Source organism: Planctomycetia bacterium, assembly GCA_015200345.1.
In the GTDB taxonomy this organism is placed as follows: Bacteria; Planctomycetota; Phycisphaerae; order UBA1845; family UTPLA1; genus PLA3.
The window spans coordinates 3,416,321-3,439,969 of sequence record CP054187.1; the positions used below are offsets into that span (position 1 = coordinate 3,416,321).

General features: G+C 64.3%; 22 protein-coding genes and 1 other RNA gene. 11 read left to right on the top strand and 12 right to left on the bottom strand.

The features are described from left to right. Positions 1–44: 44 nt before the first annotated feature. The gene (locus HRU71_13925) at positions 45–1,310 is read right to left on the bottom strand and encodes a protein kinase (GenBank protein ID QOJ04521.1); all 1,266 of its coding nucleotides are present in this window, start codon (positions 1,308–1,310) and stop codon (positions 45–47) included. A 138-nt stretch (positions 1,311–1,448) separates the two neighbouring features. On the opposite strand from HRU71_13925, the gene HRU71_13930 reads away from it, so the two are divergent. Continuing rightward, positions 1,449–2,081 (top strand): hypothetical protein, encoded by a 633-nt coding sequence (locus HRU71_13930; GenBank protein QOJ04522.1) that lies wholly within the window; start codon positions 1,449–1,451, stop codon positions 2,079–2,081. Here the strand turns inward: HRU71_13930 and HRU71_13935 are convergent. The 3 genes from HRU71_13935 to HRU71_13945 form a co-directional block, all read right to left on the bottom strand. Further along, on the bottom strand, positions 2,065–3,174 hold the full coding sequence (locus HRU71_13935; GenBank protein QOJ04523.1) for a PilT/PilU family type 4a pilus ATPase: 1,110 nt from the start codon (positions 3,172–3,174) through the stop codon (positions 2,065–2,067). The genes HRU71_13930 and HRU71_13935 overlap by 17 nt on opposite strands. Positions 3,175–3,304: 130 nt before the next feature. Beyond that, positions 3,305–4,876 carry a tRNA (N6-isopentenyl adenosine(37)-C2)-methylthiotransferase MiaB gene (gene miaB / locus HRU71_13940; GenBank protein ID QOJ04524.1) on the bottom strand — a complete coding sequence of 524 codons (1,572 nt, stop codon included), beginning with the start codon at positions 4,874–4,876 and terminating at the stop codon, positions 3,305–3,307. Continuing rightward, on the bottom strand, positions 4,873–5,553 hold the full coding sequence (locus tag HRU71_13945; protein ID QOJ04525.1) for a hypothetical protein: 681 nt from the start codon (positions 5,551–5,553) through the stop codon (positions 4,873–4,875). Before HRU71_13945 ends, miaB begins: the two co-directional genes overlap by 4 nt. Before the next feature lie 38 nt (positions 5,554–5,591). On the opposite strand from HRU71_13945, the gene HRU71_13950 reads away from it, so the two are divergent. Beyond that, complete coding sequence (locus HRU71_13950) at positions 5,592–6,062, top strand: protease complex subunit PrcB family protein (protein ID QOJ04526.1); 471 nt, start codon at positions 5,592–5,594, stop codon at positions 6,060–6,062. On the opposite strand, the gene HRU71_13955 is transcribed toward HRU71_13950, so the two are convergent. Continuing rightward, positions 6,059–6,307, bottom strand: a complete 249-nt coding sequence (locus HRU71_13955; GenBank protein ID QOJ04527.1) for a hypothetical protein — start codon at positions 6,305–6,307, stop codon at positions 6,059–6,061. The genes HRU71_13950 and HRU71_13955 overlap by 4 nt on opposite strands. 219 nt (positions 6,308–6,526) lie before the next feature. On the opposite strand from HRU71_13955, the gene HRU71_13960 reads away from it, so the two are divergent. Beyond that, positions 6,527–7,507: a glycosyltransferase gene (locus HRU71_13960; GenBank protein ID QOJ04528.1), complete on the top strand. Its 981-nt coding sequence runs from the start codon at positions 6,527–6,529 to the stop codon at positions 7,505–7,507. Positions 7,508–7,534: 27 nt separating this feature from the next. Here HRU71_13960 and HRU71_13965 read toward each other — a convergent pair whose 3' ends face one another. After that, positions 7,535–8,143, bottom strand: a complete 609-nt coding sequence (locus HRU71_13965) for a Fe(2+)-trafficking protein (GenBank protein QOJ04529.1) — start codon at positions 8,141–8,143, stop codon at positions 7,535–7,537. 453 nt (positions 8,144–8,596) lie between these two features. Here HRU71_13965 and HRU71_13970 point away from each other — a divergent pair, with 453 nt between their 5' ends. Beyond that, positions 8,597–10,087: an aldehyde dehydrogenase family protein gene (locus HRU71_13970; protein QOJ04530.1), complete on the top strand. Its 1,491-nt coding sequence runs from the start codon at positions 8,597–8,599 to the stop codon at positions 10,085–10,087. Between the two features lie 29 nt (positions 10,088–10,116). Here the strand turns inward: HRU71_13970 and HRU71_13975 are convergent, their stop codons facing one another. The 5 genes from HRU71_13975 to HRU71_13995 all read right to left on the bottom strand — a co-directional run bounded on the left by HRU71_13975 (position 10,117) and on the right by HRU71_13995 (position 15,240). Then, complete coding sequence (locus tag HRU71_13975) at positions 10,117–10,461, bottom strand: hypothetical protein (GenBank protein QOJ05020.1); 345 nt, start codon at positions 10,459–10,461, stop codon at positions 10,117–10,119. A 317-nt stretch (positions 10,462–10,778) separates the two neighbouring features. Beyond that, positions 10,779–11,133, bottom strand: a transfer-messenger RNA (tmRNA) gene (ssrA, locus tag HRU71_13980). Positions 11,134–11,213: 80 nt separating this feature from the next. Next, entirely contained in the window at positions 11,214–12,839 is a 1,626-nt protein-coding gene (locus HRU71_13985) for a hypothetical protein (protein ID QOJ04531.1), read from the bottom strand. Between the two features lie 12 nt (positions 12,840–12,851). Beyond that, the gene (locus tag HRU71_13990) at positions 12,852–13,430 is read right to left on the bottom strand and encodes a protein tyrosine phosphatase family protein (protein QOJ04532.1); all 579 of its coding nucleotides are present in this window, start codon (positions 13,428–13,430) and stop codon (positions 12,852–12,854) included. A gap of 154 nt (positions 13,431–13,584) precedes the next feature. Further along, a complete protein-coding gene (locus HRU71_13995) occupies positions 13,585–15,240 on the bottom strand; it encodes an NAD+ synthase (protein ID QOJ04533.1) in 1,656 nt (551 codons plus the stop codon). 254 nt (positions 15,241–15,494) lie between these two features. Between HRU71_13995 and HRU71_14000 the strand changes: the two genes are divergently transcribed. The 5 genes from HRU71_14000 to HRU71_14020 all read left to right on the top strand — a co-directional run bounded on the left by HRU71_14000 (position 15,495) and on the right by HRU71_14020 (position 20,667). Further along, complete coding sequence (locus HRU71_14000) at positions 15,495–16,631, top strand: hypothetical protein (GenBank protein ID QOJ04534.1); 1,137 nt, start codon at positions 15,495–15,497, stop codon at positions 16,629–16,631. A 79-nt stretch (positions 16,632–16,710) separates the two neighbouring features. Then, complete coding sequence (locus HRU71_14005) at positions 16,711–19,116, top strand: hypothetical protein (GenBank protein QOJ04535.1); 2,406 nt, start codon at positions 16,711–16,713, stop codon at positions 19,114–19,116. Between the two features lie 67 nt (positions 19,117–19,183). Beyond that, positions 19,184–19,573 (top strand): thioesterase, encoded by a 390-nt coding sequence (locus HRU71_14010; protein QOJ04536.1) that lies wholly within the window; start codon positions 19,184–19,186, stop codon positions 19,571–19,573. Between the two features lie 75 nt (positions 19,574–19,648). Continuing rightward, positions 19,649–19,957 carry an EthD family reductase gene (locus tag HRU71_14015; GenBank protein ID QOJ04537.1) on the top strand — a complete coding sequence of 103 codons (309 nt, stop codon included), beginning with the start codon at positions 19,649–19,651 and terminating at the stop codon, positions 19,955–19,957. 50 nt (positions 19,958–20,007) lie between these two features. Further along, positions 20,008–20,667 (top strand): L,D-transpeptidase, encoded by a 660-nt coding sequence (locus HRU71_14020; GenBank protein ID QOJ04538.1) that lies wholly within the window; start codon positions 20,008–20,010, stop codon positions 20,665–20,667. A gap of 33 nt (positions 20,668–20,700) precedes the next feature. Here HRU71_14020 and HRU71_14025 read toward each other — a convergent pair whose 3' ends face one another. Next, positions 20,701–21,903, bottom strand: coding sequence for a citrate/2-methylcitrate synthase (locus tag HRU71_14025; GenBank protein QOJ04539.1), 1,203 nt, complete (start codon positions 21,901–21,903; stop codon positions 20,701–20,703). 256 nt (positions 21,904–22,159) lie between these two features. Between HRU71_14025 and sucC the strand changes: the two genes are divergently transcribed. Together sucC and HRU71_14035 are read left to right on the top strand one after the other, a co-directional pair. Beyond that, the gene (sucC, locus tag HRU71_14030; GenBank protein QOJ04540.1) at positions 22,160–23,335 is read left to right on the top strand and encodes an ADP-forming succinate--CoA ligase subunit beta; all 1,176 of its coding nucleotides are present in this window, start codon (positions 22,160–22,162) and stop codon (positions 23,333–23,335) included. 36 nt (positions 23,336–23,371) lie between these two features. After that, positions 23,372–23,584, top strand: coding sequence for a TOBE domain-containing protein (locus HRU71_14035; GenBank protein QOJ04541.1), 213 nt, complete (start codon positions 23,372–23,374; stop codon positions 23,582–23,584). The last annotated feature ends 65 nt before the right edge of the window (positions 23,585–23,649 follow it).

Sequence of the window (23,649 nt, forward strand, 5' to 3'; positions counted from 1 at the left end):
GCAATGGTATCGCGCGGTGGCGGAAAACGCCACGGTGACGCAGATCAGTAAAGCAGCCACCAGAGAAACGCGATGAAAAGCGCGGTGGCCGCAGCACCGGCGACGGCGAAGATCGCTTCGCGCGACAACCAGCGTCGTGAGTGCGTGGATTGGGCGGCGTCAAGCAGCAGGGTGATGTCCTGACCGCTAGGAGCCAGCGCGCGGAGCAAGTCCGCTGCGAGGGCGTCGGCGGACTGATAGCGATCGGCCGGATCGGCCTGAAGACACTGCACGATCGCATCGCGCAGGCGTGGCGGCCAACCGGGGGGCAGGTCGGCGGCGCGAATGCTCTTCGCCTTGGCCTGCATACGGACCATGGCGCTGCGCGTGGCAGCGCGAACGAGCCGTTGCTTGGTGAGCGCGTAATAGGCGACGAGCCCCAGACCGTAGATGTCGCTGGCGGGTGTCGCCTTTTCGCCGCGCGCGACTTCGGGGCTGATCCATCCCGGTGTCCCGAGGGCTTTCTCCGAAAGTTCGGCAACGCCTTCAACGGTGGAGAGATCGGCCAGTCCGAAGTCGGTGACTTTTACCTGGCCGCGCCGGTCGATCATGATGTTTCCGGGTTTCACGTCACGATGGACAACGCCGAGCGCGTGGCCGGCGGCGAGAGCGCGGGCGGCGTGCGCGATGATGTAGATCGCCTGATTGGCCGGCAACGGTCCGGCGGACTCGACCAGGTGGCCGAGCGTGACGCCCTGCACGTGTTCCATCACGAAGTAGTACAGTCCGTCCTGTTGATCGACTTCGTGAATGGTGACGATGTTGGGGTGTTGCAGCTTGGCGGCGATGCGCGCTTCCTGAAGGAACATTCGCAGGCCGATCGATTCGCGCGTGGTCTCCATGCGGCGTGGCAGCATCTTGATTGCCACGACGCGGTCGAGGGTCGGATCGACGGCTTCGTAGACATTGCCCATGGCTCCCTGGCCGAGTACGGATTTGATGCGGTATTTTCCGAGCGTGCGTCCGACCCACTCGCCAGGCGGCGCCTGGGGCGTCGGGAGGAGGTCCCTGACGAGTCCCGCGACGGTCGAGGCGTGATCCGCGGCGTTCAGGACGGTGGAGCCGATCTGCTGCCAGGGCGCGGCGGCCTGTTCGAGGGCACCGGTAATTTCCTGAATTGTCTTGGATGTATCACGCCAGACGTGCCCGCAGTGTCGGCACTTGATGCGCCGGCCGACGACGTTGCGTGTGGGGACGTAGCGAGCCTTGCATTGCGGACAGATCAGTCGGCGGGGTCCGGAGGATTGAGGTGATGACGACGCGTCGGTCATGTCGGTGCCAAGTCGATTGCTCCCTCCATCGGGTCGCGGTGGCCGGCGCGAGCATTCATGCTCGCGCCGCGGCACCGTGAAGTATATCGGGATCAGGAGAGATTGCTTCGTGGGGCGATTTGTTATGATGGGACGGCTATGAACCGACCGCAGCAACCGCCGGACGCAGGCAACCTCGATGCCTGGCGCGAGTTCGCGCTGGCGTACCTTCGCACGCAATGGCCGAACGACGCGCCCAGCACACTGGAATCGCCGACGGTATTCCCGCGATCACCGCTGGAGGGCGAGGGGGCCGTGGCGATTTTTCCGTTTGCGACGGCGCGCGCGGCGGCGGGGGGCGATCCGCGCATGTACGTGGTCGTCGGGGAGACGGAACCGAATTACTACCCGGCCTATGGCTTGCCCGTCGACGATGCGTTCAGCCTGCATCTTGGCACGCGGTTCATGCTGGTGATGGGCGTCGGGCAGCATGAATCGGGGACATCGGAGGAGTACGACGCCGTGGACGATGCGCGGCGGATCGTGTCGCGGGTGTCGAGCACCGCACCGGTGGAGGACGTTCGAATCGCGGCGCAGTTCAATGTGGAAGAACAGATTCACTCGGTGCTGAAGGCACGCGTCGCGGGGCGCGAGGTGTACATCCTGGGGCGCGATGCGCCGATGGGGTTCGTGGAGCGCGCCGATCTGCCGGCGCCGGTCGCCTATCGCCTGCACCTGGGTCGCGTGCTGCGGGCGGAACCGGATCCGGACGGCGTCATCGCGTCCGGCTGATCATGGTGGAGGCGGTTGTCTTGATACCGCGGAGCGTGCTGGCCAAAGCGTCGGGGTTCGGGGCGTACTGCATCGCCACGTCCATGTAAACCAGCTCGGACTGCACGAGCCGGGCGAGCGAACTGGTGAAGGAATGCATGCCTTCCTTCTCGCTGCCGGCGATGAGCGCGGGGATGTCCTGATCCTGCTCTTTGCGAATGATGTCCTTGCAGGTGGAGGTGTTGAGCAACACCTCGGTGGCGGGGACGAGCGCGCCTTCGGTGGTGCCGGGCAGCAGCCGCTGCACGCAGATGCCGCGCAGGGCGTTGGCCAGCGCGCCGCGGACGAATTCGTGCTCGGCGCGAGGGAAAAATTCGAGGATGCGCGAGAACGCCTGCATCGCATCGGCGCTGTGAAGGCTGCCGAAGACGAGGTGGCCGGTTTCGGCGGCCTGGAGGGCGGCGGTCATGGTGAATTTGTCGCGCATTTCACCGATGAAGATCGTGTCGGGGTCCTGTCGCACGATGTACTTCAATCCCTCGCCGTAGTTGGAGATGTCGATTCCGATTTCGCGCTGGGAGATGATCGACTTCTTGGGCTTGAAGACGAACTCGACCGGGTCTTCGATCGTGACAATGTTTTCGGATCGCGTGGAGTTGATGTGTTCGATCATGGCGGCGAGCGTCGTGCTCTTTCCCGAGCCGGTGACGCCCGCGACGATGATGATGCCGTCGTTGGAGCGGTCGATGAGCTGCCCGTAGATCGGCGGCAGGTGAAGCTGTTCGTAACTGGGAATGACGGAGTTCACGCGCCGAATGGCGGCGTTCATCTTCGTGCCTGCGCGAAAAATGTTGACGCGGAACCGGTCGCCATCGGGAAGATCGCAGGAAAAGTCCAGATCGCCATGTTCGTCGTAGTACGACCGGCGCGTGGGAGGGATGATCGGCGTCAAGCAGGCGTCGATCTCCTCGCCGGTCATGGGCGGCATCTTGACGGCGCGGAGATGCCCGCCGACGCGATAGGTTGGCGGCAGACCGGCCTTGAGGTGCAGGTCCGATGCACCGGTGGTCTTCATCGCGCCCAGCAACTGGTGAATGCTGACCGGTCCCGCCATGGGTTCAAACCTCCCTCCAGACAATTCTAAGTGAAGCCGCGATGAGCATCCATCTGTGGCACCGGCGTCTCGCCTGTGATTCACCCGCCGCGGCGGGTGCCACACCCGATGAATCATTCCGCGGCTCCACTTAGTTCGCGCAACTCGACGGCAGCACGTTGAGCGATCGACGCGAGGCCGGCGGGGTGCCGGCCGCACCGATGCGATCTGCGGTTTCCGCCGCTTCGGCGAGATCGCCGTGCATCGTGTGCGGGGTGACGGCCGTGACGCGCACCGGCACGATGCGACCGATCAGCTCGGCGCGGCCGCTGAAGACGACAATCTGATCGCCGGAAGTTCGCCCGACGAGCTGGCCAGCGAAAACGGCGCGGCGGTCATCGTGCGCGGCGATTTCGCGGCCTCGGTCCTGCTCGGATTCCTGCGCCTGAATGGCGCGTTTGCTGGGGCCTTCGACGAGTACGTCGACGACGCGGTCGATCATGGCGCGATGGTTGGCGAGGCTGATGTCGGCCTGTACGGCGAGCATGTCGTTATTTCGGCGGCGTTTGACGGCTTCGGGCACGTCGTCGGGCAGGCGGTCGTGGGCCGTCGTGCCCGGTCGCGTCGAGTACTTGAATATGTAGCAATTTTTATACTTGCAACGTCGAAGCAGATCGAGGCTGGCGGCGAAATCGGCCTCGGTCTCGCCGGAGAAGCCGACGATCATGTCGCCGGAGATGCAGACATCGGGCATGGCCGCCCGGGCGCGGTCGATGAAGGCGAGATACTGCTCAACGGTGTAGCCGCGGTTCATGCGCTTCAGCACGGGGTTGCTGCCGCTCTGCGCGGGGACGTGCAGGTAGCGGCAGATGCGTGGCGACTCGGCCATGACCTGGAGGGCTTCGTCGGTGAAATCGCGCGGGTAGCTGGTGACGAATCGCAGCCGCGGCAGTTCGGGCACCTCGTCGTGCACGCGCCGCAGCAGGGCCGCGAACGAGGTCTCGCGCCCGGCGTCGTCGATGTGGTGATAATGATTGACCGTCTGCCCCAGGAGCGTCACTTCCATGACACCTGCCGCGGCGAGGCGGCGCACCTCGTCCACGATCTGATCGGCCGGTCGATGGACCTCCGGCCCGCGCGTGTACGGAACGACGCAGAAGGTGCAGTACTTGTTGCACCCGCGCGTGATGCGCACATAGGCCTGGTGCCGGCCGACGACGCGCGGCATGGCGACGTGCGGCTCCAGACCCAGCGCACGGCCCGAATCCAGCGCTTCGAGATCGTCGTGCTGCGCCAGCGTATGGACCGGCGTCGAAAGATCACGCAATCGGCCCGAGAGCGCCACGGCGCGCTTGCGCCGCGTTTGCACGTCGGCTATCAAAGCCGGCAAACGGTGCAACTCCGATGGGCCGCAGAGGATGTCCACCATCGGCGCGCGCTCGAGCAGGCGCTCGCCGTCGCGCTCGGCCATGCAGCCGATGACGGCGACGATCTGATCGGGGTTTCGCCCGCGGCTGCGTTTGAGCTGACCCAGGCGCGACCAGACTTTGTCCTCCGCGTGTTGACGCACCGAGCAGGTGTTGATGATCACCACGTCGGCGCGGTGGAGATCGCCGGTCGGCTCGTAGCCGGTCGCGCGGAGCGAGCCGAAGACCAGCTCGCTGTCCAGCACGTTCATCTGGCAGCCCATCGTCTCGAGGTAAATGGTCGGGCGCGGGGTCATGGCTGGCTGGCCCCCGCGCGCGGCGATGAACTCGATGTCGTCGCTTGCGTCGTTGAAGAACGCGAGATGGCATCGAGGCGCTTCGTCGCGGCGTCGCGCAGGTTTTTCGGCGTGGACGGGTGCGCGACGCATTCGCGGTAAAGCTCCTCGGCCTTCGCCGGGCGCGTGAGCGCTTCATACGCCTTGGCCGCCCAATAGAGCGCCGCGCCCACATTCGCGCTGTCCGGCGTCAGGATCACTAACCGCATGGCCGTCAGACCTGCGCGGGCAGCCTGATCGCGCGCCAGCGCCAGTTCGCATTCAAAGAGCTGCCACGCTTCGCGCTCGGCTTGAAGGCGAATGCGCAGACCGGCCTTGAGCAGGGCCTCGGCACGATCGTAGCGTTTCTCGCGCAGGGCGGTGCGGGCCTGTTGCCGCAGGTTGGCCGATTCTTTCGCGGAAGCCGGCGTTTGTATGATCGGCGGCGCGGCGCGCGATCGCGGCGCGGTCGGCGCGCTCTGGAACGCGGTCGCGTGCGCGGCGAGCACCACGACGAACACGGCCATCGACCATGAGAAGGAGGTTCTCACCCGATTATGGTAACTTGCCACGGTGGAGCGGGTCAACGCGGGCGCGAGTTGAGGCGCGATAACCGGCCGCTTAGCATCCATACACCATGCGAATTCGACCGGCACCATTCCGGAAACGACGGGGCGCCTTATCGATCATCCTGGGTGTGGTCTGGCTGATCGCGGCGTCAGGCTGCCATGAGCCGCGCCATCAGTACGGCGTGATGCCGCGGGATGGCGAGGAGCTGCCGATTCTCGATCTCGTGACGGGCACCCATTCGCACGAGACGCAGGCGATGCAGGTCGTGATTCGTGATGCGCCGACGCTGGCCCAGATGCCGATCGTCGATGTGCCGGTGGACTTCGCGTCGCAGATGCTGCTCGTGGTGACGCTGGGGCGCGTCACGTCGGACCAGTATCTCGTGACGATTGATCGCGTCTGGCGCGAGGGGGGCAGGCTGCGCGTGAAGACGACTGTGCAGACGCCGCCGCCGGGCGCGCCAGTCGCGATGGCCAGCCCGTATTGCATCGCCGTGGTACCGCGTTGTGACTTGAATGTGGCAGGATTCTCGACGCGGCCGCCGACGCGAACGCGCTCGTGGGAGCAAAGCACGCCGCCGGAGAAACTGGGCGGTTAGAGTTTCGTCACCTGGGTGTCGTTGTCCACGACCAATTCGATCAGCTCGCCGTCGTCCCGCTTGAGACGGAGGCGATGAAGCCAGAGCTTGTCGTGCTTGCCGTGCGCGAACCACGAGCCGGTCGGCTTGTCGCGCACGGCCTGCACCGTGCCCTCGATCTGGGTCTGCCACGCGCCTTCGCGCGTGCGGATGGTCTGCGTGATGCGCACGCGATCGTTCGGCTTGATTTCATTCATCGTGACCATGGGAAACTCTCACATCGCCTTGATCGCTCCACCTGCGGCTTGCTGTTCCGCGGGAGGAAGGCGACCACGGCTCAAATGGTAACAGGCGGGCACGACCGCGGCCACGCATCGCGCTGGTCGAAGCCGCTTGCTTGACCTGCTTCACGCTTCGCGCAAGAATGCGGAGGTTCGGGGCCACGCCTCGCGGTCCTGCGAACCATTCGGAAACCCAGCGCCGCGATGTCCACGCCCGCCGTCAGCGTCATCATACCGACCTTTGAACGGGCGGACCTCCTCGTCGAGGCGCTGGACAGCGTCGCCGCACAAACTTTTACCAACTACGAAGTCATTGTCATCGACGACGGTTCCACGGAGGACATCGCCGGACGAGTCCGGGATCACTCCACGCGCCCGCGCGTGATTCGCCAGCCACACGCCGGACCGGGCACGGCGCGCAATCGCGGCATGGCCGAGGCACGCGCCCCGATGGTTGCCTTCCTCGATAGCGACGACCTGTGGCTGCCGACCAAGCTTGAGCGCTTCATGGCGGCGCTGGCGACGCCCGGCGTCCCGCGCATCTGGTACGGTCCGATGAGCCCGATCGACGCGCGGCGGCAGCCGGTTCGCGGCCGCACGAAGGATTGCTTCGAGGGCGACATCACCGAGCGGTTGTTCTGTAAGAGTTTCGTGCACGTGCCGACCGTCGTGTGCGACCGCGCGCTGCTCATCGACGCGGGCGGGTTTGAGGAATCGCTGCCGGTTTGCGAGGACTACGATCTGTGGCTGCGCGTGTCGGCGGCGCAGCGGTTCGGGCTGATCCCCGAGCCGCTGGCGCTGCGACGATTGCACGACGGGCGATTGAGCAAATCAGACATGAGTCGAAATGTCGCTGTGAAGGCACGGATGCTGGAGCGGTTTTATCGCTCGCCGTTGGGGGCGAAAAAGCTTAATCGCGGCATTGCCGAGGCGAGGCTGGCGCGGGTCTATCTGGCGGCGGGACGAGCGGCGTTCTTCACGGCGAACTATTTCGATGCGGCGGCGCTGTGCGCCAAGGCCCGCGAGTTCGGCGGTTCGCCGCTGCGCGCGGGGCCGATCCGTTTCCTGTCACGCGTGTTGGGAAGGGTCATCGGGAACTCCGCGATCACCGCGCGAACAACTCATGCCGATTCCATGTGTACGAAACCGGCGGATTGCAATCCCTCGTCCACCAGCGTCAGATGAATGCTGTACGATGATGTCCCGCACGCGTCACTCGATCATCAAGAACTCTTTCATGTGCTTGTCGTACATCTCCTGCGCCGCCGGGTCGAACATCGGCAGCCGCAGCTCATTAATCACCTTCGTCCCCATGCCGACCCATTCCTTCCAGCATTTCGCGCACACCGTCGCGTGAATCTGTTCGCCCAGCGGGCCTTTGAACGGCCGTCGTTCCATCTTCGGGCCCGGCGCACCGCAGCGCCGACAGGAGAAACCTTCGGTCGCCGCGATGGTGCTTCCCTCGCCGGATTCCGCGCGTTTCTCCGTGACCGTCGGCACCTCCGCGCCGATCGACGTGAGCAATTCGGCCATCGCCTTCATGGGCATGAGGTCGCCCTTGCGATGGGCGATGCGGTAGCCGTTGGTCAGCGTCTGGATCGCGAGGTCCCTGTGGCCCGTGGCGATCTGCACGCGACCGAGCATCTCGTAGGCCTTGGAATGCTGGCTGTTCACCGCGAGCACGCGCTGAAAGCACGGTCCCGCGTCCATCGCGCGCCCGGCATCGAGCAGCGCCGTGCCGAGGCTGAACTGGGCCATGTCGTCGTTGGGATTCTGCTCGACGAGTTTTTGAAATTGAGCGATCTTCGCGTCGTCCGCCATGGTGAAAGCTCCCGTTGCAATCGCGTCGGATGATTTGTCGGGGATTGTAGCGGCATGGGTTGCAACGGGCGAGCAATCCGATCCCGAAGCGCCAGCGACCGGTTGAGCATTGCGCAAACTCCTAAAACCGGGCGCTTGCGCTTCCGGCTCGGATCGCGGCGTCACGCGAAATCCGACAGTTGCTCCACCGTCGGCGGCGGGATCGGGCTGCACCACGTGCGCCATTATATGGGCAAACACCGCCAATCCCCGCAGTCACCGCTAAGTGGAGCCGCAGAATGATTCATAGGGTGTGGCACCGGCGTCCCGCCGGTGAATCACAGGCGAGACGCCTGTGCCACAGGTGAATGCTCATCGCGGCTTCACTTAGTCTGGCCGACGCGCCCGCGCTATGGTAAATTACACCGCTCGGACTGACCAGGACACAATCACCGAACCCCAGGAGGACGCGCCATGACCGCCACCGCAGCCGCCCCTATCAAGCCCGATGTCGAGATCAAGTATACCCAGTGCCTCATTGACGGCCAATGGGTGCCCGCCGCGAGCGGCAAGACGTTTGAGACGATCAACCCGGCGACCGGCGATGTGCTGGCGCAGGTGGCCGAAGGCGACAAGGCCGATGTGGACAAGGCCGTGAAAGCGGCACGGCGAGCCTTCGAGGAAGGCCCGTGGCGGAAGATGTCGGCGTCGGAGCGCGGGCGGCTGATGTACAAGCTGGCCGACCTGATCGAGAAGAACAAGGAGACCCTGGCGAAGCTGGAGACACTGGACAACGGCAAGCCGATCCGCGACTCGCTGAACGCCGACGTGCCGTTGACCGTCGCGTGCTATCGCTACTACGCGGGCTGGGCCGACAAGAACCACGGCAAGACGATCCCGATCAACAACGTCGGGCCGAATCAGTTTTTCTGCTACACGCGGCACGAGCCGGTCGGCGTCTGCGGGCAGATCATCCCGTGGAACTTCCCGATGCTGATGCAGGCGTGGAAGTGGGGGCCGGCCCTGGCGATGGGCAATACGGTCATCCTCAAGCCGGCCGAGCAGACGCCGTTGAGTGCCCTGTTCGTGGCACAACTCGCGCTGGAGGCGGGCTATCCGCCGGGTGTCATCAACGTCATCCCCGGCTTCGGGCCGACGGCCGGCGGCGCGATCGCCTCGCACATGGATATCGACAAAGTGGCGTTCACCGGTTCGACCGAAGTCGGCAAGATCATCATGGAGGCGGCGGCTCGCAGCAACCTGAAGCGCGTCTCGCTGGAACTGGGCGGCAAGAGTCCCAACGTGATCTTTGCCGACGCCGACGCCGATGCAGCGATCCAAGGCGCGTACTTCGCGCTGTTTTTCAACCAGGGACAGTGCTGCTGCGCCGGGTCGCGCCTGTTCGTGGAGGAAAAGATTCACGATCAGTTCGTGGAGAAGCTCGTCGGCATCGCCAAGAGCCGCCGTGTGGGCGATCCGTTCGACATGAAGACGCACCAGGGGCCGCAGGTCAGCCGCGAGCAGTTCGATCGCGTCATGGGCTACATCGAGAAGGGCAACCAGGAAGGGGCCAAGCGCGTGGCCGGGGGCAGCCGCGTGGGCGATCGCGGTTTCTTCATCGAGCCGACGGTGTTCGACAACGTGCGTGACGACATGACGATCGCACAGGAGGAGATTTTCGGCCCGGTGCTGTGCGTCATGCCGTTCAAGGACATGGACGAGGTGATCGAGCGATCGAACCGGACGCTGTACGGCCTGGCGGCGGCGGTGTGGACGAAGGACATCGAGAAGGCCCTGCGCTACGCGAACAACGTGAAGGCCGGCACGGTGTGGGTGAATTGCTACGACGTGTTCGACGCCGGCGCGCCGTTCGGCGGATACAAACAGTCGGGCATCGGCCGCGAGCTGGGCGAGTACGCACTGGAGCATTACACGGAAGTGAAGACGGTGACGGTGAAGGTGTGAATCGCAAAATATGAGTGAATATCGCGACGTTATTTCCGATCCAGGTGAAATCTGTGCAGCAGGCGATGCACGACGGGGCCGAAGAGCACGGCGGAGACGGTGAGGAAGACCACGCCAGAGAAGAGGGCGTAGGCGGAGGCGAAGAGCTTGCCGCCCGTTGTTTTCAGCTGATCGACCGGTCCCATGCCGCCAAGGATCATCGACGCGTTCAGGAGCGCGTCGATCCACGGCAGGCGTTCAAAGTAGTGGTAGCCGACGACGCCGATTCCCAGCGAGACGAAGACGATCCCCGCGGCCAGTGCGCCGGCGCGCAGAAGGCGGATCACAAAACGCGCGAACGGCACCAACGGCTGCGATTTGTGTTCGAACTTCAGGAATCGCGGCTTTGCGCTGTGTCCCGTTGATGCGGATAGAGTTGCATGGTCGTCGGGTGGTGTGGAGACGTGTCGAGGCACGATCGGCTCGCGTTAGGAAACTGTCTTATTTGGGGCGGCACGCGCATCCCGCCCGTGTGTTCACCCGCCGTGGGGGGCACAGGAGATTTGAGATAGTTTCCCGGCGTGTTCCTGTTTTTTCAACCGCGGCGCAGGCAGCGACGCCGAGACCGGGCGAGTGCGTCGGATGTCATCTCGGCAGTTTGCCCGATGCTCCTACCAAGCGCCCGAAGGCAGTGGCGAGGGGCAAAGCATGCGAATGGAGGCGGTGGGAATCGAACCCACGTCCCGAAGCACTTCAGGATAGGCCTCTACGTGCATAGTCGGTCGTTTGTTGTCGATTCGTTCGTCGCCGGCCGACAGGCTCCGCACGAGTCCAGCCCGACAAGTGTCTCATCAACCTGCGGCCGGGCGGCGTTTGGTTGACCAGCCTGCTAAGTGACGTCTCCCCGCCCAGCAGGTGTCAGCGGTTCGACGGGCAGCCTGTTTTAGGCAGCCATGCTCAACTGTGAGTTGGCATATAAAAGTGTGCCAGGTGTTTAACGAGGCCTCCTAGCAACCTCGGCACGCCACCTATCCGTCAACTTGCCCGGTCGAAGCCAATTCGCCCCCGGCGACAACGCCGAGTCAAACCTCGGCGAAGACGTTGCGGATCTTGAACATCCTCATTCTAGTCACTCGGACCTGGAATGTCACAACCGGCTGCCCAGCAGCGGTTCCAATTCGGCCAGGCGCTGATCCACCAGCTTGCGCGTGCGGGCCTCAAGCGTGACCCGGAGCGTCGTCGGCGAGCCGGCGCTGCGGAGATTGAACCGCCAGTCGGGATACTTCACCGTCAGCCCGTCGATGCGCTCCAGTTCGGCCTCCGGATGTGCGGCGGTGACGGCCTGGATGACCTGACCGGGATCGCTGCAATGGAAGAGGATTTCCCCGGAGGAGCGGCTGCGCATCAACGGACGAGCAAGTGAGGCAAGGCTGCGCTCGCCGGATGAAAGCAGGTTGAGCAGCTCAATGATCGCGAAGAGGGGGGACTCGGCGCAGGCGGCATCGCGGAAGTAGAACCGGCCGTCGAGGTCGGCGCCAAAGACCGCGCCGGCGTCGGCCATGCGCTTGCGGAGGTACGACGGTCCGACGCGTTCGCGGTGCACCGCGCCGCCGGCCTGCGTGATCTCCTCGATCGCGGCAGAATTGAACCGGTGATCGAACACGAAGACATCGCCTGCGCGGCGCTGGAGCATGTCGCGCGCGATCAGCGCGGCGACGACATCGCAGTTGATCGGCGCGGCCTTGTCGTCGAGAAAGGCGCAAAGCGAGCCGTCGGGGCTGAAGGCGACAGCGAAATCGGCGGCCTCGGCCCTGGCGCATTTTCGCAAGGCGGTGAGGGCCATGGGATTCGTGGGATTCGGGTCGCGGGCGAATGGTTCCGCGGGCGTGTCGTTCAGGGCGACGAGCCGCAGGTTACGCACCCCGGTCAGCGCATCGACCATGCGCCGGCCCATGACGCCGTTGCATGCATCGAATACGACGATCGTCTTTTTTTTCAGGACCGCGCCGCCGCGAAACCGTGCCCGGATCGCCGCGTGGTACACGTCCGTGAGATCGCGCGATTCGCAGCGGGCCGACGCGCCGGTGACATGACGCGGGACGCGCGAAGCGATATCGCGAATGCCGGTCAGGCCGGTGTCGGCACTGATGGGCATGGCCCGCGCGCCGCAGATGACAAATCCATGCCTGCCGGCCGGCTCGCATCCGCCCGTGGCGTAAACGCCGCCTCCTGCTCCGAGGTGGAGTACGGCGAAGGTGAGCATCGGCGCGTCGACGCAGCCAAGATGAAGGACGTCCATGCCGGTGCTGTGCACGCCCTCGATGAAGGCGTCGAGGAGCACGGCGCTGTGCGGGCGGGCGTCGTGCGCGACGATGAGCGCGCGGGCGTTGGGGTCGGAGCGGTCCATCGCGCGGAGCCGGCTTTGCAGATACTGGGCCGTGGCGTGCCCGATACGCCAGGCGAAGTCGGTGGTGAACGGCATCGGGGCCGTGCCGACGATGTCGTGTGTGCGGAAGAGGTCTTCGACGCGAGGCTGGGGAGCGGCCGGCGCGACCGGGGAAACCGATTTGGATGTCAGGGACGCCCCCGCGGTGGCGGCACCGGCAGTGATCGACGAGGCGGGCGCGGGGGCTTCGTCGTCGTTAAATTGACACCCGTGGCATTTTGGGTAATTGGTCCGGCGGCGTCCCCGGCAGATCGCGTTGGAAAGCTTGAATGGCTCCTCGCCGGGGCAATAGCGATAGTAATCGGAGGTGGATTGAGCGCCGGCCATGATGCGCGCATTCTAATGACCGGGCGAGGGCGTGGCCACCCGGCGCGCGGCGGCGTCTTCGAGGTACTGCCGCACGTCCGAGCCAAGCTGCTCATTCTTCAGACCGGCTTCGCACGCGCGGCGGACGGCCTCTTCCGCGGAGCAAACACCGCGTGCGCCGAGGTACAGCCCGTACATGGCCCCGGCCCGGTTCCCGCTGGCACAATGGATCAGGACGGGCTGGTTGCCGGCCAATTCCATCGCTTCGAGAAAGGCGTTGGCCTGATCCGGGGTCAAGCGGTCGGACTGCATCGGAACACGAAAGTATTTCATCCCCAGCGCCTCGGCGTATTTGCCCTCATCTCCGAGCGGCTCGTCCTCGCGGCGCAGATCGATCACCGTTTTGACGCCCTCGCGCGCCATGCGGCGCAGGCCGGCCTCGGTCGGCGTCCCGGCGATGTAGTAGCGGTCCTGATGGACGAGGTTCTTCACGTCCGCTGCGGGTTCCTGCGGCTTGGGCTGTGCGCAGCCCGCGGAGTAAGCGACCCAGGCGGCCAACGCGATCACGAAGAACTCATTCACCCGGAATCGAGCGAGGGGGCGGCTGGTCATGACGTGATCCCTTTCTGCCTCGTGCAGCGGCCGGTCCGGCGCGACGTCGCTCATTGTAGCGCTCGCCGCTTCCGGCACAACCATCGGACGCAACCGGCGCGCTGGATTGTGAGCCGACCGCTTCCTGACGAGCGCGACTCGGATCACGCGGATGCTAACCGAATCGTGCGGCAATGGGCATGCGTCGGCCGACGCCGAAGGCGCGGGAGGTGACTTTAAGTCCCGTGGCGGCCTGTTTGCGCTTGTACTCATTCATGTCCACCTTGCGTACCACGTCGCGCACGACGGCCGCATCGAATCCGCGCGCAATGATCTGATCGGCCGACTCCTCCTGCTCGACGTAGTGATGCAGGATGGCGTCGAGGTCGTCGTAGGGCGGGAGCGATTGCTGGTCGTGCTGATCGGGGCGCAGTTCGGCCGAGGGCGGCTTGGTGATGGACCGCGCGGGGATGATCTCCCGCCCGGCGCGAGCATTGATCGCGCGTGATAGTTGATAGACCACCGTCTTGGGCACATCGCTGATGACCGCCAGGCCGCCGCACATGTCGCCGTACAAGGTGCAGTATCCGACCGCCAGTTCGCTCTTGTTCCCGGTGGTCAGCAGCAGCCAGCCGAACTTGTTGGAGAGTGACATGAGAATGTTGCCGCGCAGGCGGGCCTGCATGTTCTCTTCGGTGGTGTCGGGCGGTCGGCCGTCGAAGTGCGGCGCGAGGTGCGTCTCGATGGCCGCGTGCATCGGTTCGATGGGAATGACGCGATAATCAATACCGAGATTGGCGGCCAGCGCCCGGGCGTCGTCAAGGCTGTGATCGCTGCTGAAGCGCGAGGGCATAGCGACGCCGTGCACGCGCGCGGGCGAGAGCGCCTCCACGGCGATGGCCGCGGTCAGCGCCGAGTCGATCCCGCCCGACAAGCCGAGTACGACGTCGGTGAAGCCGCATTTGCGAACGTAATCGCGCGTGCCGAGCACCAGCGCCTGCCGGATCGAATCAAGATCGTCGGGATAAGGCTCGATCCGTGCAGCGGCAGGCGGGTCGGTTTCGACAATCAGCAAATCTTCGTCGAAGGCCTTGGCGCGGGCGACGAGGCGACCCGTCGCGTCGAAGTACGCGCTGGCCCCGTCGAAGATCAATTCATCGTTGCCGCCGATTTGATTGACGATGGCAATGGGGCGACCGATGGCCGCAGCCTGGCTGCCGAGCAGCTTCTCGCGAAAGGCTTGCTTGCCCGCGATGAACGGAGACGCCGAACTGTTCACGATGAGCGTCGCGCCGGCACCGACGAGATCATCCAGCGGATTGCGCTCGTACAGCGGCCGATCGAAGAATCGCTTGTCGTTCCACAGATCCTCGCAGATGGTCACGCCGATGCGAACATCGCGGCCCTGCACGGGAAGATCGTACACGCCCGGTCGCTGGGCCGGCTCGAAGTAGCGATGCTCGTCGAACACGTCGTACGTCGGAAGAAGAGATTTGTGGAAGGTCGCGGCGACTCGTCCGCCTTGGAGCAGCGCCAGCGCATTGTGCAGCCGGCGACCTACTGGTTTCTCGCTCGGCTGAAGTGTTCCGACCAGCATCGCTGGTCCGTCGCGCAACCGTTCCGCCAGCGCGGAGGTTGTGCGGAGGACGTCCTCCACAAAGCGGGGCTTGAGCAGCAGGTCTCGGGGCGGATAGCCGCAGAGGGTCAACTCGGGAAAAACGACGAGGTCGGCGCCGGCCCGGCCGGCCTGCGCTGCGAATTGCTCGATTTTTGTCGCGTTACCGGTGACATCCCCGACGAGGGGGTTAATTTGGGCGAGCGCCAAACGCATAGGTAGGCGGATTATAGAGGGGGGTGCTGCGTTTTGCGCCGTGCGGAGCGGCAGAGTCTCCAAGAGGGCATGAGCGGGTGAAGCCGAACGGCAAAAATGACCACCAAACCGGTTTGGCGGGACGGGCGAGGAGATTTTGTTGGAATTCGCGGACCGAGCGGTTAGGATGGATGCCATCAGCATGCCGTGGGTGGGCCGACTGACCTTCGCAATCGACGGACTGGCACGAATTCGGGGGAAGGCGGAGTCGATCAATGCAAACGCCGAGCTTTCGGGCGAAGGGTGTCCTGTGTTGTCTGCTGGTTCTCCAGCTCCATGTTTGGCCGTCGGCATGTTCGCTGCCGGGGCTGCCCGGTCCGGACGGCTGGGTCACGGTCCCGATCAACGTCGGCGACGATCTTGATCGCGCCTTTGCAGGCACCCCGTTTTCCGGCGCGCGGTCGCTGTCTGTGAATGTCTGGACGAGCGCGTTTCGGGTCGCGTCTCCCAACGGGCTGCATGAGTTGACAGGGGCGTTGGGGGAAAGCCGTTTCGGCTCGATCGTTCGCTCGATACGAGTTTCCACGAGCGAAGCCTGGGCCGAGGCGGAACTGGACCGCGATGGCAAACTGCATGCACTCGCGTCATCGACGGGGCATTCGTGGGAGCGTCCGGCCGATTGGACCAGCGCAGCAGCGGAGGATGAGTCGTCGCTGTACGCGGCACTGATGGATGCCAACAGCGAGTTGGTCATCGCGTCGCAGGTGTTGGATGCCGCCGTGACGTACGGGATGGCGCCTGGCGGGGATGGAAGCGGGAGTGGCCATGGGGCGAACCCGTCCGCCAAAATCGGGTCGCGTTCGCAGGCGATCAGCGGCGACTTGTCGGGTGTGCTGGGTCTTCTTGCGATTCTGCTTGGCGCGCAGCTGGTGGGTGCGAACTTCCCGGCGGTATTCTTTTTGATCCAGGTGGTGGTTTCGGTGAGTTTACTGCTTGCGGTGTTCAATTTGGCGCCCGGCGGGGCGCCGCAGTCATCCGGCGGCACGAACAACCCGGCGAACAACGGCAACGGGGGGCAGAACGGTGGCACGCCGGTGACTGGCGGCGCGACGCTGCGCGTGAGCAATGTTCTGCTGAACGACGTACCGATCTGGTATGTCGTGCCGCTGCCGCTGGCTGGAGAGCAGGCGATGGGCAATCTACTGGGCGACGAGGCGATTCCCTCCGGTGCGTCACGTGACTTTGATGTCCCGCCCGGCACGCGCAAGGTGAACATCATCGTTCCGACGGATACGGATTGCTTGCGCGTCTATCAATGGAACGGCGTTCGGTTGGTCACGGGCGAAGTGACGGAGCTGGTTCAAACCGATGCCATGCAAGGGACGCTCTACCCCAGCGATTGCGGAGGATGAGCGGATGCACGCATGCAAGCATGGGTCAAGGATCCATCAATGACTTCGCCATCGCGGGAGTGATCGGGTGAATCACAACATGAGAAGCCAGACGAAGGAGGTCTGGCGCAATGCGACTCCAACGAAGTCGCCGGGCCGCTGGATCCGTGCCTCAATCGTGGCGTTGTCCGGGTGGCTGATCGGTGTGACCAACGGGCCTGCCTCCTTGTGCGCGGCGCCGCCGGACGATGGCGCGACCGGAGCGGTTGAACGGCCTGCCATGCAGCCGGCAGTGAAAGTCTCCAAGCCGATGAAGAATCGACAGCGACCCGGGAGTTGGTGTCGGTATCCCGAGGGCCGGCCGCGCGCGCCGCAACCGCCGGAAGGGGTGTTGCGATTGCTGGGGGTGCCGGAGTCGGAGCCGAACAACACGGTGGAAACGGCGCAGTTGCTGCCGCTGGGGACGGGTCCGGGACAGGACGTGGACCTCAACGTGGCGGGGGCGATCAGCGCCGTCGGTGATGTTGATTTTTATCGATTTAATGCGCAGAAGGGCGACATCCTCGGCATCGCGGTGGTCGGCGTCGGGTCAATGGACCCCATCACGACGCTGGTGCGGGGCAGCGACGGCTCGGCGATCATGCTGAACGACGATTTTGAGTTCCACACGTTTTCTTTCCCGGAGTCGGCGCCGTGGCCAGGCGGCGATCAGTTCACGGATTCCGCCATGACGTATGTCGTGCCGGTGACCGGGCAGTACCTCGTGAAGGTCGCCGCGTTCAGCGCCTTGAGTACGGGGGAGTATCAGCTTCGCTTGCGCAGCCGCAAGCCCAACCTGCATCAGCTCGAATCGCCCGGTCAGCAGATTGTGTTTCTCGACTTCGACGGCGCGACGATTAACGTCTGTGCGATTTTCGGCTGTTTCCCTCCGATCAGCCCGCCGATTCGCACGCTCTCGCCGCTGGCGAACTTTTTGCCAAGTTGGGGGCTGAACGCCAACCAGGAATCGGCCGTGATTGACGCGATCATTGCAGTCGTCGAAGAGAACTTCAACAGCCTGCGCCTCGCCTCCCTCAACGGCAACCTGGACGCCGGGGATCCGCCGGGCAGTTTCGACGTCACCGTGTTGAACAGCCGCGATCACCTGGACCCGTTTGGCCAGCCGAACGTCACCCGCGTCATCATCGGCGGCACAGTCGCCGAGTTCACGATTGACACGATCGGTCTGGCGGAGTGCGTTGATCCGGGGAATTACGCGCCGGAGGACACGTCGGTCGTGCTGCTGGATTACTTGAGCGAGGCGCCGGGCGGCAGCCCGATTTGCTGCTCGATCAACGACCTGCCGCGTGCGCCGGGCTTCACCATGGTGCAGGCCGTGGGGCGCGTCGTGGGGAACATCGTCTCGCACGAGCTGGGGCACTGCCTGGGCAACTGGCACACGACGGTGCAAAACGGCGAGACGAACATCATGGACGAGGGCGGCAACATCCTGGCGCTGGCCGGGGCCGGTCCCGATGGCGTGCTCGGTACGGGCGACGACGTGGACATTGATTTCATCTCCGACGCCTTCAGCGCGTTTGAGGAATTGTTCGTCGGTTCGAATGCGACAGATGTCAACACTGCATTCGGCCTGGCGACCGGGGCGGTGCCGCCCGTGTCGCCGACGTTGCTGACGGTACTGCCTCTTGCCGGCAGCGATCTGGGCAATCTGGACCAACTATCGGTGACGTTCAGCGAGCCGGTGGTGGGCGTGACGGCGGCGTCGTTGCGAGTGAACGGGTCGGCGGCGACGAGTGTCAGCGGCGCAAGCGGCGGTCCGTACCTGTTTCAGGGATTTATTCCTCCCGGCGATGGGCTTGCGGTCGTGGAACTGGCTTCGGGACAGATTCGCGACGACGTCGGAAATTATTACGCGGGCGGGAACTGGCAGTATCAGATTCGAGATTGCAATTCCAATCAGCTTCTCGATATGGATGAGATCGATGCGGGAATTCTCGCGGACTGCAACGACAACGGCGTGCCCGATGTCTGTGAAGCGGGCGTGCTTCGCGCGCGCACGGTCCCCGCTGCCACGATTGGAGTCGGGCAATCCATTCAGCTGGGAGAGTATCTCCCCTTCACCGGCGGGCAGGAGCCGATCGAGTATGAGTGGGAGCTGCGCGGCAATCCAGGCGGCGAGATCGTGAACGGATTCGATCCGTCGTACGGACCCTTGCCGATCGGTACGTATGTGGTGAAAGCCACCGCGGCAGATTCGGCGGGTTGCCGGGCGGTCGGTTTTGTGACGGTATTCGTGGTGAGTTCGGGTGGAGACGGCGGTGAGCCGAACGGGAACGACAACTTCGGCGGGACGCCGAATCCGAATCCGAACGGCAACAACAATGTGCCTCCTGCATTTGGCAATGGTGTGATGTGTGGCGCGACCGGCGGCGGCCTGACGATCCTCTTGTCGCTGGTCGGAACGCTTGGCCTGCGCGGCGCCGCGCGGCGCCTTCGGCGTGTCTGACGATGGGATTGGCGGTTGGCGTCGCGCATTGGCCGAATCGCAGCGGCGCGGTAAAACAACGACCGCTATGAAGGACGGACTCGTTCCCGGCGTTCAGCGTGAAGTGAGTTTCGTGGTCGAAGATTCGATGTCCCCGATCTTCGAGGGTCGGCAGGTGCATCGCGTCTGCGCGACGTGGACGCTTGTTCATTACATGGAGCTGGCCGGTCGGCTCGTGTTGATTGACTTTCTGGACGACGATGAGGAAGGCGTCGGGAGCCATGTCTCGTGCGATCATCTCACGCCGGCACCGGTCGGCAGCACGGTGCGCGTGGAGGCGACGGCGCGGGACGTAACCGATCGGGAGCTGGTCTGCGACGTGGTGGCCATGCGAGGCTCGCACGTGGTGGCGACGGGCCGGACGGTGCAGAAGGTCTTTCCTCGCGCCGTGCTCAAGCGTATTCTGCACGAGGCCTGACGATTGCGACGCGTGCGATTGGCGAAGGGTGCCGAATTTTCTGTCACGAGAAGAAAAAGCGGGAGAGGAATTAATATGGTAAAACTGGTGGCGGTGTATCGAAAAGTCGAGGATCCGGCCGCGTTTGACAAGCACTACTTCGAGACGCATCTTCCGCTGGCGAAGAAGATGCCGGGTCTGATTCGCACCGAGTTGGAGCGGGGCCGGGGTTCGCCCAATCCGGAATGGGAGCCGCCGCACCTGGCCGCGCACCTGTACTTCAAGGACATGGACGCGCTGAAGGCGGCGCTGGCATCGCCCGAAGGCAAGGCGGCGGGGAAAGACCTGATGAGCTTCGCCGGCAAGTACGTGCGGATGTTTTTTACGGAAGTGGTTGAGGCCTGATACGGCGCGGCGTGACGGCATTGAACGACGCAGTTCCTCCGCGGCACCCCATGCGACGGACCGCCCTGATCATCGTCATTGCCCTGGCCGCGTGCGCCCTGGTGTATGTGCCGCTAAGGTGTCACATGACGCGGGAGGTCGCGCCGAGCGAACCGATTCTTGTCGCGGGGGCGGCCTGTCCGCCCGACGTGCTTGCCAAGCTGAACGAGTCCGGCTGGCGCGAGCGGGTCGGGGAGGAGCTTGGGTTGTGGGTCAGTGCGGGCCGCCAGCGACTGGTGGGGTTGCGCGGCGAGCGGATCGAGTTCATCTACGTTTGTTCGACGGCGGCGCGCGGTCTGGGCGGGCGTGAGAACTCCTATCAGACGCCGCTGGGTTGGCACGTGATTGATGAGAAGATCGGTGCGGGCCAGCCGTGGGGGACGATCTTTGTCGAGCGCAAGCCGGTGGGCAAACCGTGGTCGCCGGATCAGCCGACGGAAAAAGATTACGTGCTCTCGCGCATTCTCTGGCTGCGCGGACTGGAGCCGGGTGTGAACCAGGGCAAGGGATTTGATTCGCACGATCGGTTTATTTACATCCACGGCACGCCGGCCGAAGGCAAGCTGGGCACGCCGGCTTCGATGGGGTGCATCCGGCTGTCGAACGACGACGTGATCGAGCTGTTCGATCGCGTGCCGAGTGGAACGAGGCTGCTGGTGACGGAGTGGTAGCGGCGGCCGCCTGGATTCCTTGCCGGAGATCCGTCAGCCGCGTTGATCGATCGGGATGTACTTCTCTTCGAACGAACCTTCGTAGACCGCGCGGGGGCGGAAGATTCGATTTTCCGGCAGGTACTCCAGCACGCGCGCGACCCAGCCGGCCGTGCGCGCCACCGCGAAGATGACCGGGAAAAGCGGCGGGGGGAATCCGATCGCCTGATAGACCAGGCCGGAATAAAAATCGACATTCGGAAAGATCGGCTTGCCGGCGGCCTGCATGGCGGCGCAGACGGCCTCCTCCACGGCGACTGCGGTATCGAACACCATGGCCATGCCGCGATCGTGGCAGAGCTTTTTGGCCTGCTTCTTGAGCACGCGCGCTCGCGGGTCGTACGCCTTGTACACGCGATGGCCGAAGCCGATGATCTTCTGCCCCTTGGCCATTTTCTGGGCGACCCAATCCTTGGCCTTGGCCGGTCCGCCGATGTGCTCCAGATCGTCCAGGGCGGCCTCGTTCGCTCCGCCGTGCAACGGGCCTCGGAGCGCTCCGACCGCGGCCGCGATGGTCGAGTACATATCGGCCAGGCAGCTGTGAACGACCATGGCCGTAAACGTCGATGCATTCATGCCGTGATCGGCTTGCAGAATCAGCGTGACGTCGATGACCCGCTCGGTCACCGGGTCGGGCTTCTCACCGTACATCATGTACAGGTAGTTCGCGGTGAACGACAGCTTCGGATCGGGCTGGATTGGTGCGAGACCCTGCCGCACGCGCGAAATCGCCGAGGCGATCGTCCGCAACCGACTCAACACGCGGATGCCGATCGCCACTTCACCCGCCAGACCGTCGGCCGGGTTGGAGACGTACTCGGTGATCTGGCGCGCGGCCGGATCGTGACAGCCCAGTGCCGCGACCGCCGTCTGGAGCATGTTCATCGGATGGGCGTCGCGCGGCATGGATGTGATCAGTTGCAACACGTTGTCGGGGATCTTCGCCTCGGCGTTGAGCAGGGCGTCGAACGCCTCCAGCTCCTTGCGCGTCGGCAGTTTGCCGTGGATCAGCAGGTACGCGACTTCTTCGTAGTTGCTGTGCTCACAGAGGTCTTCGATGGAGTAGCCGCGGTAGATCAGCCGGCCCTTTTCGCCGTCGACGAAGCCGACCTTGGTGACGTTGGTGATGGCTCCTTCCAGGCCGCGACCCTGATCAATCTTGACGGGAAACTCGATTCGTCCGACGTAGTTCGCCATGATGCGTGCCTTGTTGTATACGGGATGTCAGGTTCGTGATGCCTTCCTTGTGCGGTTCGTGCCCAGCCCTGCTCTGTTGCTGGTCGGAGTATAGGGCAAGCACGGGGGTTGTGAACACAAGTGCACGCTGCCGCCACAGCTTGGAATCGGCTCGCCGGGCTGTTACGATTACGAATCTTTCCGGATGCGGTGACCCGGCCCGCTGCGGCCGACCTGCTTTATCGGATGGGCACTTAACCACACGGAGCCATACACCATGAAGGTCCACGAATATCAGGCCCGACAACTGCTTCAGAAGGCCGGCGCCCCGGTGCCCAAGTTTGAGGTCATCGACCAGCCTTCCCAGGCTGCGGCGGCCATCAAGGCCCTGGGCGGAGGGAATCTCGTCGTGAAGGCGCAAGTTCACGCGGGGGGTCGCGGCAAGGCGGGCTACGTCGTGCTGTCCGACAATCCCGCCGACATCGAGCAGCATTGCAAACGCATGCTCACCGTGCCGATGGTCTCAAAGCAGACCGGGCCGCAGGGCATCGCCGTGCGCAAGGTGCTGCTCGCCCCGGCCGTAGAGATCGACAAGGAGTATTACGTCGGCATGGTGGTGGATCGGGCGAGGAACTGCCCGGTGATGATGGTCTCGCGCGAGGGCGGCGTGGAGATCGAGGAAGTCGCCGCGAAGAACCCCGACGCGATCATCAAGGAGTGGCTGCACCCGCACTTGGGCCTGCAACCGTTTCAAGTGCGGCGGTTGTGCGACGCGCTGGGTCTGGGTGGCGAACACGCGAAACAGGCCGGCGTGACGATGACAGCGCTGGCGAAGTTGTTCGTGCAGTACGATTGCAGTCTTGCGGAGATCAATCCGCTCGTGTTGACGAAAGCGTCGGGAAGCACACCGGGCCAGATCATGGCGATCGACGCGAAGTTCAATTTCGACGACAACGCGCTGTTTCGCCACCCCGACTTGCAGGAGATGTTCGACCCGACCGAGGAGAACCCCAACGAGCTGCGGGCGCAGAAGTTCAATTTGAGTTACATCGCACTGGACGGCAACATCGGTTGTCTGGTGAACGGGGCCGGCCTGGCGATGAGCACGATGGACATCATCAAATTGCACGGCGGCGAGCCGGCGAACTTTCTCGATGTCGGCGGGTCCGTCACGCCCGAGGGGGCCGTCGAGGCGTTTCGCATCATCCTCGCCGACCCGAAGGTGAAGGGTATTCTCGTGAACATCTTCGGCGGCATCGCCAAGTGCGACGTGATCGCCGAGGCGTTGATCCACGCGGCCCGGGAAGTGGGCTTCAAGATTCCCGTGGTCGTGCGGCTGGAAGGCACGAACGTGGAGCGAGCGCGAAAGCTGCTGGCCGAAGCGAACCTGCCGCAGTTGATCCCGGCGGCGGACCTGACCGACGCGGCGAAGAAGGCGTGCGCGGCGGTGTGAGGCGGTTTGCGCAATGACGGAATCCGGGAGCACGACATGAAATACGGCGCACGCAATCAACTCGTCGGCAAAGTCACGGCCATCAAGAAGGGGACGGTGATGTGTCAGGTGACGGTCAAGGTGAAGGGGCCGGTGGAGATCACCAGCGTGATGACGATGGATTCGCTGAAGGAGCTGGGCCTCAAGAAGGGGGCGAAGGTGCGGGCGATCGCGAAGGCGATCAACGTGCTGCTGGCGAAGGAAACTTGACGCGACGCGCAGTATGGAGTGGTGCCGCGTGCGGATACACCAGCTCCTGTGCGGGCGATCACGAT

Excerpts from the sequence above, each read along its gene's own strand:
- HRU71_13925 (QOJ04521.1), bottom strand. The coding sequence starts at position 1,310 with ATGACCGACGCGTCGTCATCACCTCAATCCTCCGGACCCCGCCGACTG.
- HRU71_13930 (QOJ04522.1), top strand. The coding sequence starts at position 1,449 with ATGAACCGACCGCAGCAACCGCCGGACGCAGGCAACCTCGATGCCTGG.
- HRU71_13935 (QOJ04523.1), bottom strand. The coding sequence starts at position 3,174 with ATGGCGGGACCGGTCAGCATTCACCAGTTGCTGGGCGCGATGAAGACC.
- miaB (QOJ04524.1), bottom strand. The coding sequence starts at position 4,876 with ATGACCCCGCGCCCGACCATTTACCTCGAGACGATGGGCTGCCAGATG.
- HRU71_13945 (QOJ04525.1), bottom strand. The coding sequence starts at position 5,553 with ATGGTGCCGGTCGAATTCGCATGGTGTATGGATGCTAAGCGGCCGGTT.
- HRU71_13955 (QOJ04527.1), bottom strand. The coding sequence starts at position 6,307 with ATGGTCACGATGAATGAAATCAAGCCGAACGATCGCGTGCGCATCACG.
- HRU71_13960 (QOJ04528.1), top strand. The coding sequence starts at position 6,527 with ATGTCCACGCCCGCCGTCAGCGTCATCATACCGACCTTTGAACGGGCG.
- HRU71_13965 (QOJ04529.1), bottom strand. The coding sequence starts at position 8,143 with ATGGCGGACGACGCGAAGATCGCTCAATTTCAAAAACTCGTCGAGCAG.
- HRU71_13970 (QOJ04530.1), top strand. The coding sequence starts at position 8,597 with ATGACCGCCACCGCAGCCGCCCCTATCAAGCCCGATGTCGAGATCAAG.
- HRU71_13985 (QOJ04531.1), bottom strand. The coding sequence starts at position 12,839 with ATGGCCGGCGCTCAATCCACCTCCGATTACTATCGCTATTGCCCCGGC.
- HRU71_13990 (QOJ04532.1), bottom strand. The coding sequence starts at position 13,430 with ATGACCAGCCGCCCCCTCGCTCGATTCCGGGTGAATGAGTTCTTCGTG.
- HRU71_13995 (QOJ04533.1), bottom strand. The coding sequence starts at position 15,240 with ATGCGTTTGGCGCTCGCCCAAATTAACCCCCTCGTCGGGGATGTCACC.
- HRU71_14000 (QOJ04534.1), top strand. The coding sequence starts at position 15,495 with ATGCAAACGCCGAGCTTTCGGGCGAAGGGTGTCCTGTGTTGTCTGCTG.
- HRU71_14005 (QOJ04535.1), top strand. The coding sequence starts at position 16,711 with ATGAGAAGCCAGACGAAGGAGGTCTGGCGCAATGCGACTCCAACGAAG.
- HRU71_14010 (QOJ04536.1), top strand. The coding sequence starts at position 19,184 with ATGAAGGACGGACTCGTTCCCGGCGTTCAGCGTGAAGTGAGTTTCGTG.
- HRU71_14015 (QOJ04537.1), top strand. The coding sequence starts at position 19,649 with ATGGTAAAACTGGTGGCGGTGTATCGAAAAGTCGAGGATCCGGCCGCG.
- HRU71_14020 (QOJ04538.1), top strand. The coding sequence starts at position 20,008 with ATGCGACGGACCGCCCTGATCATCGTCATTGCCCTGGCCGCGTGCGCC.
- HRU71_14025 (QOJ04539.1), bottom strand. The coding sequence starts at position 21,903 with ATGGCGAACTACGTCGGACGAATCGAGTTTCCCGTCAAGATTGATCAG.
- sucC (QOJ04540.1), top strand. The coding sequence starts at position 22,160 with ATGAAGGTCCACGAATATCAGGCCCGACAACTGCTTCAGAAGGCCGGC.
- HRU71_14035 (QOJ04541.1), top strand. The coding sequence starts at position 23,372 with ATGAAATACGGCGCACGCAATCAACTCGTCGGCAAAGTCACGGCCATC.